Below are 14,222 nucleotides of genomic sequence, written 5' to 3'. Positions count from 1 at the left end.
GATGACGACATCCGACGTCTGCCAGTCGGGCAAGCACCACGCCCTTTCGTGCTGTTTTGATTTTTTGGAGCTTCAGGGCATGCCACCTGCCTGCCCAGTTAGGTACGGAAAAGACTAGGTACGGAAAAGATCCTCACCCTCAGCTCTCCTGCTCAGACGCGGGCGAGGGTTCTAGATGTGTTGCTGGTTCCAGGATGTGAGCAGGGCATGTGATTGGTTCACCACGAAGGGCACGAAGAACACGAAGGGGAATTCAAAGATAAATTGTGAATGGCAGGCGGGAGCCTGCCCTACTTAGGCTGATCTTCTTGGAGAACTTCGCGACTTCGCGTGAGGATGAATTGGAAGTTCGATGTTTTCGCGCGAAGGCGCGAAGGCTGCGAAAGGAGACGAGTTGGTGCATTTCGCTGGCGCTGCATGGCACCCTACGGTTGGAAGAATGGAAAAAGACCCTCACACGGCACTTCATGCCACCTTCTCGCACGCAGACGCGGGCGAGGGTTCCAGTGGCATGATGGTATGAAGCCCATCGTTTGAGATGAATCAATCATTCAGGGCAGGGGTTGGTGGAATTCTCACTGGTTTTAAGCCAGTCGAGGGGGAAGCGGGCGAAGGTTAATGTTTCGTAGGCATGGCGGTCGCCGCACTCGTAGAGCAGGCCAATTTCGCCGTTGGCGAGTACTGTGAGGCAGGAATAGGCACTGGGTCGTGAGTCGATGAGCCGGCCTTCGGACCACGATTTTCCCAGATCTTCACTGATGCGAACGGTCATGTTGGCCCGTTTCTGGGAAGAGGCCGGGTTGGCGAAGAGGAGTGCTCCGGAGGGATGCCTTACGATGCTGGCCATGCAGGTTGGATCGGGCAACTGGCTGTAAGGGGCTGACCATGTGCCATCGGCCAGCGAGTTTTTGCCCGGTGTGAACCGTGACCAGAGTCTTTGGCCACGCTGGCTTTCATTCCGCATCGTGAAAAGGAGTGTGCCATCGGCAGCTTCTGCCACCTGAGCTTCGGATGTGGCTGGCTGATTGGCGACTGCGGGGGGCGTGAGGTGCCAGTTCTGGCCGTGATCGTTACTCCACAATAAACAGGCATGGACCACGTTATCGGCCCCTTTGTATTGAGCCGCAAAAACGAGTGTCCCGTTTTGCAATTGAATCCCGGCTCCTGGCCCCTGGAATAACAGTCGCCACGCGGATTGTTTAACTTGTGAAGTCATGGAGACGGGAGTTGACCAGGTGAGTCCATCGTCTTTGCTGGAGGAGATGACAAGCTGTCCGGTTTCTTCGGGGGAAAGTCCGGGGCCGGAACCATGCCAGGCTCGCTTGCCGAACGACCAGAGTGCGGTCACGAAGATTTCGCCGGTCTCTCGATCGACGAGAATGGCCGGATCGCCGACACCATTGCCGGCGGAGTTCGGGGCCGTTTTGTCGTAATCCATGATGGTCTGGAGTGGCCCCCAGGTTTGGCCACCATCGGTGCTGCGGAGAAGTCCCACGTCGATATCGCCCGGGAGATCGACGGCTGATTTGTGGCGATTATCGAAGACCGCGAGGAGCGTACCCTTATTCGATGTCGCCAGGCCGGGAATTCGATAGGTATGAATCCCGTCGTCTCCCTGTCGGCGAATGACGGTGCGGAAGAGTTGCTCGTCGGCTTTTAGAAGGGGAGCGGGATTCTCCTGGGCGGTGGAGAATCTGCCGGGGGTGATTAAGGCGATGAGAGCAAGTATCCAAACGATGCAGGGAGTGACAGTGATCGTGCCCACCCAGGAATGGCACCAAGCCAGGAAGGAGGTTTTCAATGAGTTGATCACAAGAGAGTTCATGGAGGAGGCTTTCGAAGACTGGGTGTGCCAGCGAGTGGGGTGAGACCAGCGGTGAAATGAAAAGTATGGCCGATCTTTTCCCCGGCGACAAAAGCGAAAGCCTTCCCGCCTGGGAAGAAATGGAAAAAGGAGAGAGGTCGTCGTTGTCTTAAAAGTCAGGAAAATTTCGCAGGCGAAGTTTTACGCGCAGGAGGAAATTGATATATTCAGTAATCAATCGGTGAAATTTTGATCCGTTCCGGCTTCTGCTCACAGCCTTGAACTGGTTCTGCCCGCCGTTTGGATGTTTCGAGATAGACTCTCGATTTTTGATCTCATTGACCTACCACTCCGAGGAAATCCCCATGCGACAGCCCAATCGACATTCCTCCGCTTCCAGCCGTCGAGAGTTTTTGAAGCAGACAGGTGCCCTGGGTGCCGCATTGTATGTGGGCAGCCAGAGTTTGAAGGCTCAGGAAACCGAGCGTTCAGCGAACAACGAGATTCGGTTTGCCTGTATTGGCGTCGAAGGTAAGGGATCAAGTGATCGCGATGACGCCGGGCGTCATGGCAAGATTGTCGCTTTGTGCGATGTCGATAGTGATCGTCTGGAAAAGGCGGCTGCCCGGTATCCTCAGGCCAAGAAGTACACCGATTTCCGCAAGATGTTCGACGAGATGTCGAAGGATATTGACGCGGTGACAGTCAGTACTCCTGACCATACACATGCCGTTTCGGCTGCTCGCGCTTTGCGGGAAGGGAAGCATGTTTTCTGCCAGAAGCCACTGACCTACACCGTTCAGGAAGCTCGTCTGCTGCATGATCTGGCCAGCGAAAAGAAGCTGTGCACCCAGATGGGTAACCAGGGAACAGCTTCTGGCGGATTGCGTGAAGCCGTGCAGATTATCCGCAAGGGTGATCTGGGTGCAGTGAAGGAAGTCCATATCTGGACGAACCGGCCCATCTGGCCACAAGGCCTGGGGCGACCAACGGCGGCTGAAACTCCCCCCAAGACACTCGACTGGGATCTGTGGCTCGGCCCTGCACCAGAACGTCCTTACAACTCGGCTTACGCTCCTTTCAAATGGCGCGGCTGGCTCGACTTCGGTACAGGTGCACTGGGCGATATGGCTTGCCATACCATGAATATGTCGGTGATGGCGCTCGATCTGTTCGACCCGGTTTCAGTCGTGGCTGAATCTTCGGGGATTATCGAGAACGAGTCGTATCCAAAGAACTCGAAGATTACCTACAAGTTCAAGGCCAACGACAAGCGTGGGCCAGTGACGCTTTACTGGTATGACGGTGGCAACCGCCCTGATCCTGCATTGATGCCCGGTGTCAAGCAGGGGGCGAGTGGTTCGCTGGTGATTGGCGAGAAGGGCCTGATCTTCTCGGATAACGATTACCACGGCACCTATACACTGCTGCCAACCGAGCAGTGGAAAGACTACACGAAGCCTGAGTACAAGGTTTCGCCTGGCCACTTCAAGGAATTCGCCGACGCCATCAAGGAAAACAAGCCTGAACTGGCAGTGTCGAACTTCGATTACGCCTGCCGCCTGACGGAAACGGTGCTGCTGGGCAACGTGGCTCTGCGTGCGGGTAAGGAAATTGAGTGGGATGGCGTGAACATGAAGGTCACGAACGTTCCTGAAGCCAACAAGTTCCTGACTCGCGAATACCGCAAGGGTTGGGAACTGTTCTAGTTTGGCGAAAGCCTCGCTGGAAGCGATGAATCGTTCATCAAGTCAATTCAAGCCCCGGTTCCTTTTCGGAGGGTCCGGGGCTTGTTGCTTGATCGGTGGCTGGGGTCAAACGTCTTCGTTTTCCCTCAGGTTTTGGCTCTCAAAGCTGATTGCGAACATGATCGAAAGTCAGAGAGACATGGGAGGATGCATTTGTGCTGGCTGTGATCAAGAACTGGGGCCAGATGAAGACATCTGACCCCAACCACCCGGATGAGTTAGAGATCGGGAGACTCACAATAGTGATGAATCAGGCAGATCTTCCTGGAGAAATTCGCGGCTTCGCGTGAGGATGATTTTTCGTTCGGACTTCTCTCGCGAAGACGCGAAGGCTGCGAAAGAGTTTGGGCGTTGTTTGGGACAATAGAGACGCATGGCGCGGCGTCTTGTTGTCGTGGCTTTGCACGACAACCCGGCCACGAGATGGCCGGGCCACCCTTGAAGGCGCGAACGGGAGAAGAGTTGGTGCATTTCGCTGGCGCTGCATGGCACCCTACGGTTGAAAGAATGGGAAGGCCCCTTACCCTGCCGTCTCCCACCAAGAGGCGGGCGTGGGGTTTAGAGGGTGGACACACATGGCCACGTGGCGGATGCGTGAAGCTGAGTTGTGCCCTCTTGTGATTGCGGGTTCAAAGCCATAATCTCTCCGGCGTCATAGAATCGTGGGATGGTGCTGATTCATGCGAACCATCGATCGCACTCGAAAAGCGAATCGATGTGGAGAGCTTGAGAACAAATCTGCAGGAGTAGGCTGGCACATGGGGATCTGGTTGTGGAGGCATATTGTTCCCGGTCTCTCGGCTATCGGACTGGCAGCAATTGTGCTGCTGATCTCGGACTTGCCGCGCAGGAGCAGTTCCGAGACGAGCAAGAGCCAGCCACCGCAGGTGGTGATGCTGCAGATGTCGTCTCAGTCGATTATGGATGAGGCCGCTGTGCAGGTGATTGCAGGGCTGGCGGAAGCCGGGTTTGTGACAGACCAGAAGTCGGCAGATCAGGGAAGCAAAAATAAGGCGATCGTGCTGAAGAGGCTTAATGCCGAAAATGACATGGCGACGGCGAACGCGATGGCGACGGAAGTGGTGGGTGGCCGATATGATCTGATCATTACGTTGTCGACCCCTTGCCTGCAGGCCGTGGCCAATGCCAACAAACGAGATCAGGTCAGGCATGTGTTTGGATTAGTCTCTGATCCCACTGTGGCGGGAGTCGGAGTCGGAAGCGGGCCCATGGATCATCCGCCCTATATGGTCGGGATCGGGACGTTGCCACCGGCTGAGAAATCCTTCGAGATTGCCAAGCAGATCAATCCGGCACTCAAGAGGGTGGGCGTTGTCTGGAACCCTGCCGAAGTGAACTCGGAAATCGCGACGAAGGTTGCTCGAACGACCTGTCAGAAATTGGGAATTGAACTGCTCGAAGCCAATGCCGAGAACACGGCGAGTGTGCGTGAAGCGGCAGTTTCACTCATTGCCCGGGAGATCGACGCGCTGTGGATTGGCGGTGATATTACCGCGCTGTCCGCGGCAGATGTATTGATTCAACTGGCCAATCAGGCCCATATTCCCGTCTTTACGTGTATGCCCGGTAATGCAGCGAAAGGGGCATTATTTGATGTGGGAGCCAACTATAGTGTGGTGGGACATCAGGTGGGAAAGCTGGCAGCACGCGTGCTGGCTGGCGAGGAACCTGCCGGGATTCCGTGGGAGGTCGCCATTCCTCCCAAGCTGTTTTTGAATAAAGGGGTGATTGGCAATTTGAAGGGAGAGTGGAAGTTTCCCAAGCAACTCGTGGATCAAGCTGATGTGATTATTGATCCGGCAGCTCAAGTACCACTTAAAACAACATCCACCCGGCCAGGTTATTCGCGACCAGTTTGCGGAGTCGGGTTCATCGATCAAGTCTGTGGTTAAGGGAGAAAACCCGATCATGCAGATTACTCCACAACCACACGGCGATCTTCTGGAACTGAAGTTGAGCGGGCGGCTCGATGCCGAGTGGGCCGACCTGTTGAAAGGTGCGATTCAAGATGCTTTGCGTCGTGGTTCGCATGCTCTGCTGCTGGATTTTACGGAAGTCCATTATGTGAGTTCAGCGGGACTTTCTGTGCTGGTGAATGCCCATCAGAAGTATCAGGAGATTCGAGGTTTCTTCGGTATTGGCGGTCTCACGGGCCCGGTCGAAGAAGTGGTGCGACTGACAGGGCTGTCGAAGCTTTTGTTGTGTGATCCGGAAACTGTGCGGAAGTCTCATGCGGGGGCCATGGCGACAGTCCATCTTCCCGTGGGAATCAAGTCGACATCTGCGGCTGATTACGAAGTGTACGACCTCGAAACCCTGGGGCCGGTCGAATGGGAATGTCTCGGGAACCCTGATGATTTTGACAGCCAGCCTATCGTGGCGAATCCGGCGAATTCCTGGGAAATGACGGCTCACGATTTTGCGATTGGTCTGGGGGCTTTTTCGCAAGGTCTAGCGACAGCCAGTTCAGCAGGATCAAGCCCGCAAGCTGGTGAACTCCTGGCTGCGGCGGGTGTGGCGGCGATTCAGACGGCAGGTGGGGCTGCACGGCCTGATTACCAGATCCTGCAAGGTGGGTATTCGCCCAAGCCTCAATTGCTGTACGGACTTCGATTTGCTGGCGAGCCGCGGTGGCTCTTGCGATTTGATCAGGATGAGAGAGAGGAGTTTTTGCCACTTCATCGGCTCGCTGAAAGTGCCCTGGAGACAGCCGGGAGTGAGTCGGCTTTGATACTCGTTCTGGCTGAAACCAGTGGCCTGGTGGGTGCCACATTACGGCAATCGCCAACGGTATCAGTTGCGGGGAGTTCGCGCTTTGAGCATCCGGGAGTTCGCGACTGGCTGGCATGGACACCACAGCGCGAGCATGGGGATTCGCTGGTGGTGGCTGTGGGTGTGGTGGCGAGCGCCCGCCGATTGGCCAATGATTCGCCACTTAAGCCGTTTCTCAGGCCATTGGCGAATGAGAGCGATCTGTGGGGGCATTTTCATGCTGCCATTTTCCCATTCAGGCCATTTAAGAAGCGATTGCTGGATTGGGGGCAATTTATTCCCGGATTGTTTGAGAGTGGGACTTTGCAAGGGGTGATGCATCTGGTGAATGATGACCGTCCGATTATCGGAGCTGGCGACAGCGAGTTTATTCGCGGTGCCTGCTGGGTAGGTCCTCTGGCGGCAGAGAGGGGGATCTCGCGATGAGCCTGTTGATTGGTGCATTGACGATGGGGCTGATGCTTTCGCTTCTGGCGATGGGAGTGTTGATCAGTTTCCGCATTCTGGCGTTTCGAGATCTGACGGTTGATGGCTCGATCACGCTGGGTGGGGCTGTCGCCGGGATGTTGATTGCTCAGGGTCATTCCCCGATCCTTTCGACGTTCGCGGCAATGCTCTGTGGGGCGCTGGCCGGGTGCGTTACGGGTATTCTTGCGACCCGGCTCAAGATCAACGGGTTGTTATCAGGAATTCTGGTGATGACCGCACTGTATTCGGTCAACCTGCGGGTGATGGGCAAAAGCAATATTCCTCTCATGAATGAGACGACTCTCTTCTCGATGGTTCAAGGCTGGGCGAAGAGCGAAGATCGCTGGACGTTTCTGATCTGGCAGGCACCGCTGCAGGACGTCTTCGTGCTGCTCCAGTTATGCGTCATGATTCCCGTGGTCGCCTTGATTGTGTGGGCCTACTTTCAGACCGAGCATGGCCTGAGCATGAGGGCCACGGGCGATAACCCGGACATGATTCGTGCTCTGGGAGTGAATGTGGACTGGATGACGGTGGCGGGTCTGGGACTCTCGAATGGATTGGTGGCACTTTCGGGAGCACTGCTGGTGCAATATCTGGGCTTTGCCGATGTGCAGATGGGGATTGGTATGGTCGTGCTGGGGTTTGCGAGTGTGATCATCGGCGAATCGCTGGTTCGCAGCAGAAGTCTTGGTTTGCTGCTGATTGGAGCGATCATGGGGTCGCTCCTGTTTCGACTGCTGGTGGCGATTGCTCTGAGATGGGGGCTCAATCCCAATGACCTGAAGCTGGTGACGGCTTTGTTTGTTCTGGCCGCTCTGGTGATGCCCATGGTTCTGGCCCGCATCTCGCGACCTGGCAAAACTCAAACTTTGGAGGTCGCTCCGGATGCTTAAGCTGGTCGATCTGAAGAAGACATTTCATCCGGGCACTCCGAATGAAGTCCGTGCTCTGCAGGGAGTGAGCCTCACGATTGAAGAAGGTTCATTCGTGGTGGTGATAGGCACGAATGGTTCGGGGAAGTCGACATTACTCAACGCGGTCGCAGGGACGTTTCTTGTCGATCAGGGAAAGATTGAACTGGCGGGTCAGGATGTGACGGGCTGGCCGGAACATCGCCGAGCGAAGTTTATCGGCCGGGTGTTTCAGAATCCTTATATGGGGTCGGCACCGCATCTTTCGATTGCCGAGAACCTGGCGTTGTCGGCAAGACGCGGTGAATTTCGTGGGTTGAACTGGGCTCTGAAGCGACGACAACTTGAGGAACTCCAGCAGCAGGTGCGCGAGATGGGCCTGGGGATGGAGAATCGCCTAACAAACCTGATTGGCAGTCTTTCAGGAGGGCAGAGGCAATCGCTGACTTTGCTGATGGCGAGCCTGAAGCGTCCTGATCTGTTGCTGCTCGATGAACATACGGCTGCGCTGGACCCCAAGTCGGCTGATCAGGTGATTCAACTGACGGAGAATCTTGTCCGCAAACAGAAGCTGACCACTTTGATGGTGACCCACTCGATGCAACAGGCGGCCACGCTGGGCGACCGGTTGATCATGATGGTGCGTGGCCAGATTCGCTACGACTTTCAAGGAGCTGCCAAAAAGCGACTGACGCCCGAGGCGATCTTGAGCAAGTTTGAGGAAGTCCGCCGGATGGATCTGCTCGATGAATCGGCTGCCGAGCTTCTTCGCCAGAGATATGTGTAGGTCTGTGATGCGGGAGAGGGGATTGGTTTACCACGAAGACCACAGAGAGCACGAAGAAATGCGGAGAAGAGTTGGGCGTGGTGAGTTGGAGAGTGAAGTGAAGTAATAGCAGGACAAACGGATGGCGCGGCTGCTTGTCGTCGTGCAAATGCACGACGACCCGGCCACGAGTTGGCCGGGCCATCCCTTGCTACTTTTGACATCAGGCTCGAATGCCACGCCCTTTCGCAAAGCCTTCAGGGCGTGCCATACGAGGCTGGAGGAGAGTGAGAGAATCAGGTGGATGAAGCGACGGTGGTTTTCAGTTGTTCGACCATCGCCTGTTGTCTGGCGGCGACCAGCTTCCGGGCTTGAGCCGCTTTTTCCTGTGCTGCTTGTGGGTCTTTGACCAGAGAGACGACAGTTTCGGAAAGCCGGGCGAGTTGAGCGGGTTGATCGAAGTCGAAGAGCCAGTCCTTGAGACCAATGGCATTCCACATCGTCCCTTTACTGGTCTGTTCCTCAAACCGGCCCACAAGAGCGGGAATCCCATTGCCAATACACATAATCGGCGAGTGCATTTCGAGACCGAATAAGCCCAGCGATTGCCGATAGACACTCAGTGCTTCATCGGTGAGCCAGTAGTTCTCACGCCAGACGATGCGTGGGCGGACATCTTCGGGAAGTTTGTCGAAGATCAGTTCTTTGCCCACCTTCATCTGTGAACGATCTTCGGGACAAAGAAGAACCTTGGCCTTCGTTTGACGCACGACTTGAGTGATGGCGTCACGCAGCGGGGCGTGATCATGTTCGGCCATGCTTTCGTTGCGGGCATGTTTTTTCTCATCGAAGGGCTGATTTTTGATGAGCCAGTAAGGGGTATAGCGAAGCCTGGGGATACAGCAGACAAACTCGCCGGGAGTGAGTTCCTGGGTGGCTAGAAATGCGTCGGCGGCTGGTTTATTGGCCAGATCGACAGCAAAGGCTCCATCGGGACCGAAATCCATGATGGGACAAGTAGCGCCATTCGCGCGGGCTCGATCGAGCGAGACTGGATCGCGAAAGTAAGTGAACCTGGCATTGTTCACCCGCTTGAGAGTCGCTTCGTCGAAGGTTCCTAAAGTGACGCCAAAGATGCCATAAGGCTTTTGAGTTTCGTTGACCCACCGGTCGATTTCTTTCACACCAACAATGGATGGCCCGGAGCCATGCAACAGAAAATCGTATTCGGTGAGTGCGGCGGAGACGTCATCGCGTGACTGCACGATCTTGAGTTGCGGGAAGCGAGCCATGAGGAGTTCGTGGACACCATCTTTGACACTGCTGGGCCATAAACCAACTTCGGCTTCGGGATAATGCTGTTCCAGGAGATGGAGTACGCCGGGCGTGTGAGCAATATCGCCGATGTTCACCGTCTGCCAGGAAGATCGCAACAGGATTTTCGGACGAGAGTTTTTTGCAGGTGCTGCCCAGGCACCAGCCGTCAGATTTCGATCGGGTCGAGCCAGTGTGCAGGCTGTGCCAAGAGCGGCAAGGTTTTTGAGAAAATCTCGTCGTTGCATCGTATAGTCCTCCCGCCTTGTCTGATCGAATGGGCGTCTGATGATGGCTTCAAGCGTGACTGTGAGCTGCTGATCATGGTTCATTCAGCATGCTTGAGGCTAATCGAAAGGATACCCGCTTGTGCAGGCAAGCGGGCTGGAAATGAATGCATGCAAAAGCAATTCACGGGCGGTCGGCATCCATGCGGATCGAGCTTGAAGCAGAATGTTCGACAGGTGGTGTGATGGAAGTTCGCACGCCATCCATGAACATCTGGACGGAGATGGCGACAAGAATCATCCCCATGAGTCGTTCGAGAGCTGTCAGTATGTTTTCACCGAGGAAACGGTAGAGCCAGGTCGAAGCACAGAGGATCGCTGCGGATGTGGCCCACGCGATCAGCAGTGCCATGAGCCACGTCCCCATGCGGTCGGGTTCGCGATTGACCAGAAGCAGCAAGGCCGCCAGCATCGACGGCCCGGCGACGCTGGGGATGGCCAGAGGCACGATGAAGGGTTCACCAGAGATCGAAGAACCAAAAATGCCGTCGCGTGGCGGGAAGATCATTTTGATTCCGATGAGAAAGAGCACAATGCCTCCGGCCATGCTGATGGACTCCTGTCGCAAATCGAGTGCAATCAGCAGATAACGGCCGAAGAAGAGCATGAGGAGTAAGACTCCCAGTGCCAGGCAGAGCTCACGGATCACAATGGGCAGGCGTCGCTCAGGGGAAACATGCTTGAGGACCGAGAGAAATAAAGGGACATTCCCCATGGGATCCATAATGAGAAACAGGAGAATGGTTGCTGAGAGCAGGTTCATTCTGGATCCAGTGGATGAAATGGGGTTCGGTGCGAAGCTGGGAAGGTGCGAGCCGAGTGTTTTTTGAGCCGTGGGTCGTATCAAGCGACTGACCATGGGGACTGGTCGCAGAGTTTAGAATGGGCTGAGAAGTTCAGCAAATCCGCAGGTGGTGGGATGACTCGAAGGAATCGAATTGCTGCAATATTTCTGTTGAGAGTGATTGCAGGTTGAGGGCGGATGAATACGATCGACTTCAGGTACCTGGCAGTTTGAAAGCATGAAGTCGAAAAGCGTGAAGACCACGCCCTTGCGCAAGGCCTTCAGGGCGTGCCACCCAAGACAAATTCTAGTGTGGTGGCAGGGAATGCGCATGGCGCGGCTTCTTGTTGTCGTGACTTTTCACGACAACCTGTGTCAGCAAGTTGGGCACGAGTTGGCCGGGCCACCCTTGGGGTTATTGGTTGAAAAACATGCTTGCCCAGAGCTGCAAGCATGGCACTCAGATCACTCTTACTACAGGGAAAGCTTATGAAAGAGGAGTCAATGATGCAGAGCCTCTCGACTGGTCTCTTCTGGTTTGCGGCTGCCCTCTGCGTGCTGTTTCTGGCGCCAGTGCCGATGGCCGGAGCTCAAGAAGTCTCGTCCTTTCCGCTCACGCTCGCTCGCGAGAAAAACTGGCTGATCATTCAGTCTCCACGATTGCCTCGAGGAGAGATTCGCATCAACTACCTGGAGGCTTATTGTCGGCCAGGCTCAACCACAGCGGACTGGCACGAGACGACGATCGGGCACAAAACGGAGCTCGTCTCGCTGAGTGACGATCGCCAGACGATGCGTCTGCGATGTACGGTGAATGATGGTGTTGTCGTTGACCACGAGATTGTGGCGAGTGATGGTGAAGTGTCATTTCAGATCAAGGCAACGAATCCCACCAAAGTGGCCTCGGCTGCGACCTGGGCTCAGCCTTGCATTCGCCTGGGAGATTTTACTGGTTTCGCGAATGAGGGAGGTGATCTGGATGATTACCTGCCTCAATGCTTCATCTTTCTCGACGGAAAATTGACCCGGCTTTCGGAGGTGCGGCCCTGGGCGAAGGAAGCACGTTACACGCCGGGGCAAGTGTGGTGTCCTCCGGGTGTCTCGCGGAAGGATGTTAATCCTCGGCCACTGAGCCCTTTGGTTCCCAGCCATGGGTTGATTGGTTGCTTCAGCCATGATGAAGAACTGTTGTTTGCCGTGGCATTTGAACCCTATCAGGAACTTTTTCAGGGAGTGGCCCGTTGCCTGCATAGTGATTTTCGCATTGGAGGTCTCGCACCTGGCGAAAGCCAGTCGATTCGAGGAAAAATCTATCTCGGCTCGAACGACATGCAACGACTGCTGAAACGTTACGAACGTGACTTTCCAGAGCACATTAAAAATGCCACGAAATAACAGATTCTCCATGCAAGGACTGGCCATTTGCCCTGTGGAGGGTATTCTTCGTAATGAGAAGTACGCAGTGAATCTGGAATTAATGATGACTTCTTCGGTCTCTGGCAGGGAATCTTGACGGGAAATCGATGGAGATCATTCAAAGAAGTTCCAGCATCCCCATGTCGGCAATCACGCCAGATTCCACGTCATCGGCCGGCCATGAGACGCCGCTGATCGATGTGGCCAAAGTTGCTGCGACAAAAGCTAATGCTGCTTCTGGCCCACTCATTGATGTGCGGGATTTGAGTCTCCGGTTCTCCACTGGGAGTGAGATTCTTGCGGCTGTGAATCTGGAGGTGAAGCGGGGAGAGTTTGTGGCCCTCCTGGGCCCTTCAGGCTGTGGGAAGTCGACGCTCTTGCGTGTCATGGCGGGGCTGATCCACAGCACAGGTGGAGTTGTGACCATTGATGGTCTGGAGCCTGCCAACGCCCGCAAAAACAGGCATCCCCTTGCCTTTGTGTTCCAAGATCCGACGCTCCTGCCCTGGAGAACTGTGCGGGATAACATCCGGCTGCCACTGGAACTGCAAGGGGTGTCTTATGCCGAGCAGATGAAGGCCGTTGAGGCAAGTCTGCCTCTGATCGGACTGACGCCAGCAGATGCAACCAAGCGGCCACGCAGTTTATCGGGTGGTATGCGCATGCGGGTTTCGCTGGCCCGGGCACTTGTGACGAATCCGCACATTCTGTTTATGGATGAGCCTTTTGCCGCTCTGGATGATGTGCTGCGGCAGCAACTGAATGAAGAAGTGCTGGCTTTGAGCCGGCAGAAGCAGTGGACCTGTGTGTTTGTGACACATAATGTGGCGGAAGCGGCCTTTATGGCTGACCGAGTGCTGGTGATGCGGTCGAAGCCTGGTTCGATTGCTCGCGTGATCGATGTGCCATTTGCTCATCCACGAACTGCCGCATTGCGGGAATCGGCTGAGTTCGCGCAGTTCGCAGGTCAGGTGAGTCGGGAACTGCGGGAGGTCATGTCATGGTGACCGGGCCGACCACGGTTGTTTCCACAACGGCTTCGCAATGGGGGTTGTACGTTTTGCGGACGATCGTGCCTCCGCTGGTTCTCTTTGTGATTGTGCTGATGGCGTGGGATGGGGCTGTGCGCTTCTGGGGAATCAAGCCTTATATTCTGCCGGGGCCCTGGCGCGTGCTGAGTGCGATTACTTCGAGCCGGGACGAGTTGACAAAAGCCTTCCTGCTGACCGGTGGGTCCGCTGTGGTGGGGTTCACATTGAGTGTGCTGGTGGGAACGCTGGTGGGTTGCCTGTTCTCGCAGTCGACGATTATTCGGAGCAGTGGCTACCCTTATGCGATCTTTTTACAGACAGTTCCCATTATTGCTGTCGCTCCACTGATCATTTTGTGGTTTGGACGAGGATTTGGGGGGGTGGTGGCAGTAGCGTTTGTCATCAGCCTGTTTCCGATGATCGCCAATGCAACTGCGGGAATGGTGCAGATTGATCCTGATCTGTTTGATCTTTTCAAACTGAATGATGCCTCGAGATGGCAGATTTTGTTTAAGCTGCGATTGCCGAACAGTGTGCCCTCGTTATGCACTGGAGCGAGGACTTCGAGTGGGCTGGCTGTGGTGGGTGCGATTGTCGGCGAATTTTACGCGGGATACGGCTCGAAACATTTTGGTTTGGGGTACATTATCCGATTGACGACTGACCAGGCGAAAACCGATGCCCTGTTTGCGGCGGTCATGGTCTCGACGTTGTTAGGGATACTGATTTTTGGCGTGGTAAGTTTAATCAGTCTGACGGTTCTGGCCCGCTGGGCACCACCTGAAGTGGGTGAAAGGGCCTGAGCAGAACCCGGGATTTCTGCGAGTTGGTCCGGGCGCACAGGTGGCTGAAAATGAATTGTCTGGCGGAAAACTGTTCGGCTGAGAATTGCGGGAG

The 14,222-nt window shown here is 55.3% G+C and carries 11 protein-coding genes; 8 read left to right on the top strand and 3 right to left on the bottom strand.

Going from position 1 to position 14,222, the window contains the following annotated elements; all coding sequences use genetic code 11:
• Nucleotides 1–547 precede the first annotated feature (547 nt).
• On the bottom strand, nt 548–1,825 hold the full coding sequence (locus A6X21_RS13700) for a sialidase family protein (RefSeq protein ID WP_068848741.1): 1,278 nt from the start codon (nt 1,823–1,825) through the stop codon (nt 548–550).
• 344 nt (nt 1,826–2,169) lie between these two features.
• Between A6X21_RS13700 and A6X21_RS13695 the strand changes: the two genes are divergently transcribed.
• From A6X21_RS13695 to A6X21_RS13670, 5 genes are all read left to right on the top strand, one after another.
• Nucleotides 2,170–3,513, top strand: a complete 1,344-nt coding sequence (locus A6X21_RS13695) for a Gfo/Idh/MocA family protein (RefSeq protein WP_068848739.1) — start codon at nt 2,170–2,172, stop codon at nt 3,511–3,513.
• A gap of 719 nt (nt 3,514–4,232) precedes the next feature.
• Nucleotides 4,233–5,465, top strand: coding sequence for an ABC transporter substrate-binding protein (locus A6X21_RS13685; protein ID WP_068848735.1), 1,233 nt, complete (start codon nt 4,233–4,235; stop codon nt 5,463–5,465).
• Between the two features lie 16 nt (nt 5,466–5,481).
• Nucleotides 5,482–6,771, top strand: coding sequence for an STAS domain-containing protein (locus tag A6X21_RS13680; protein WP_068848734.1), 1,290 nt, complete (start codon nt 5,482–5,484; stop codon nt 6,769–6,771).
• Nucleotides 6,768–7,709 (top strand): ABC transporter permease, encoded by a 942-nt coding sequence (locus tag A6X21_RS13675; protein WP_068848731.1) that lies wholly within the window; start codon nt 6,768–6,770, stop codon nt 7,707–7,709. Before A6X21_RS13680 ends, A6X21_RS13675 begins: the two co-directional genes overlap by 4 nt.
• Nucleotides 7,702–8,514, top strand: coding sequence for an ABC transporter ATP-binding protein (locus A6X21_RS13670; protein WP_068848729.1), 813 nt, complete (start codon nt 7,702–7,704; stop codon nt 8,512–8,514). The genes A6X21_RS13675 and A6X21_RS13670 overlap by 8 nt, the downstream gene beginning before the upstream one ends.
• Nucleotides 8,515–8,789: 275 nt before the next feature.
• Here the strand turns inward: A6X21_RS13670 and A6X21_RS13665 are convergent, their stop codons facing one another.
• Together A6X21_RS13665 and A6X21_RS13660 are read right to left on the bottom strand one after the other, a co-directional pair.
• A complete protein-coding gene (locus A6X21_RS13665) occupies nt 8,790–10,055 on the bottom strand; it encodes a polysaccharide pyruvyl transferase family protein (protein ID WP_068848769.1) in 1,266 nt (421 codons plus the stop codon).
• A gap of 163 nt (nt 10,056–10,218) precedes the next feature.
• A complete protein-coding gene (locus tag A6X21_RS13660) occupies nt 10,219–10,857 on the bottom strand; it encodes a YhgN family NAAT transporter (RefSeq protein WP_068848767.1) in 639 nt (212 codons plus the stop codon).
• A gap of 528 nt (nt 10,858–11,385) precedes the next feature.
• Here A6X21_RS13660 and A6X21_RS13650 point away from each other — a divergent pair.
• The 3 genes from A6X21_RS13650 (at nt 11,386) to A6X21_RS13640 (ending at nt 14,128) form a co-directional block, all read left to right on the top strand.
• Nucleotides 11,386–12,273, top strand: a complete 888-nt coding sequence (locus tag A6X21_RS13650; protein WP_068848764.1) for a hypothetical protein — start codon at nt 11,386–11,388, stop codon at nt 12,271–12,273.
• Nucleotides 12,274–12,401: 128 nt separating this feature from the next.
• Entirely contained in the window at nt 12,402–13,301 is a 900-nt protein-coding gene (locus A6X21_RS13645; protein ID WP_083233608.1) for an ABC transporter ATP-binding protein, read from the top strand.
• Nucleotides 13,295–14,128 (top strand): ABC transporter permease, encoded by an 834-nt coding sequence (locus A6X21_RS13640; protein ID WP_068848725.1) that lies wholly within the window; start codon nt 13,295–13,297, stop codon nt 14,126–14,128. The genes A6X21_RS13645 and A6X21_RS13640 overlap by 7 nt, the downstream gene beginning before the upstream one ends.
• Nucleotides 14,129–14,222 lie beyond the last annotated feature (94 nt).

This window comes from Planctopirus hydrillae (assembly GCF_001707835.1).
Taxonomy (GTDB): Bacteria; Planctomycetota; Planctomycetia; order Planctomycetales; family Planctomycetaceae; genus Planctopirus; species Planctopirus hydrillae.
This window is presented reverse-complemented; position numbering and strand designations above follow the sequence as displayed.

What these genes read in the sequence shown, in the direction of transcription:
- A6X21_RS13700 (WP_068848741.1), bottom strand. Translation starts at nt 1,825, where the DNA reads ATGAACTCTCTTGTGATCAACTCATTGAAAACCTCCTTCCTGGCTTGG.
- A6X21_RS13695 (WP_068848739.1), top strand. Translation starts at nt 2,170, where the DNA reads ATGCGACAGCCCAATCGACATTCCTCCGCTTCCAGCCGTCGAGAGTTT.
- A6X21_RS13685 (WP_068848735.1), top strand. Translation starts at nt 4,233, where the DNA reads ATGCGAACCATCGATCGCACTCGAAAAGCGAATCGATGTGGAGAGCTT.
- A6X21_RS13680 (WP_068848734.1), top strand. Translation starts at nt 5,482, where the DNA reads ATGCAGATTACTCCACAACCACACGGCGATCTTCTGGAACTGAAGTTG.
- A6X21_RS13675 (WP_068848731.1), top strand. Translation starts at nt 6,768, where the DNA reads ATGAGCCTGTTGATTGGTGCATTGACGATGGGGCTGATGCTTTCGCTT.
- A6X21_RS13670 (WP_068848729.1), top strand. Translation starts at nt 7,702, where the DNA reads ATGCTTAAGCTGGTCGATCTGAAGAAGACATTTCATCCGGGCACTCCG.
- A6X21_RS13665 (WP_068848769.1), bottom strand. Translation starts at nt 10,055, where the DNA reads ATGCAACGACGAGATTTTCTCAAAAACCTTGCCGCTCTTGGCACAGCC.
- A6X21_RS13660 (WP_068848767.1), bottom strand. Translation starts at nt 10,857, where the DNA reads ATGAACCTGCTCTCAGCAACCATTCTCCTGTTTCTCATTATGGATCCC.
- A6X21_RS13650 (WP_068848764.1), top strand. Translation starts at nt 11,386, where the DNA reads ATGCAGAGCCTCTCGACTGGTCTCTTCTGGTTTGCGGCTGCCCTCTGC.
- A6X21_RS13645 (WP_083233608.1), top strand. Translation starts at nt 12,402, where the DNA reads ATGGAGATCATTCAAAGAAGTTCCAGCATCCCCATGTCGGCAATCACG.
- A6X21_RS13640 (WP_068848725.1), top strand. Translation starts at nt 13,295, where the DNA reads ATGGTGACCGGGCCGACCACGGTTGTTTCCACAACGGCTTCGCAATGG.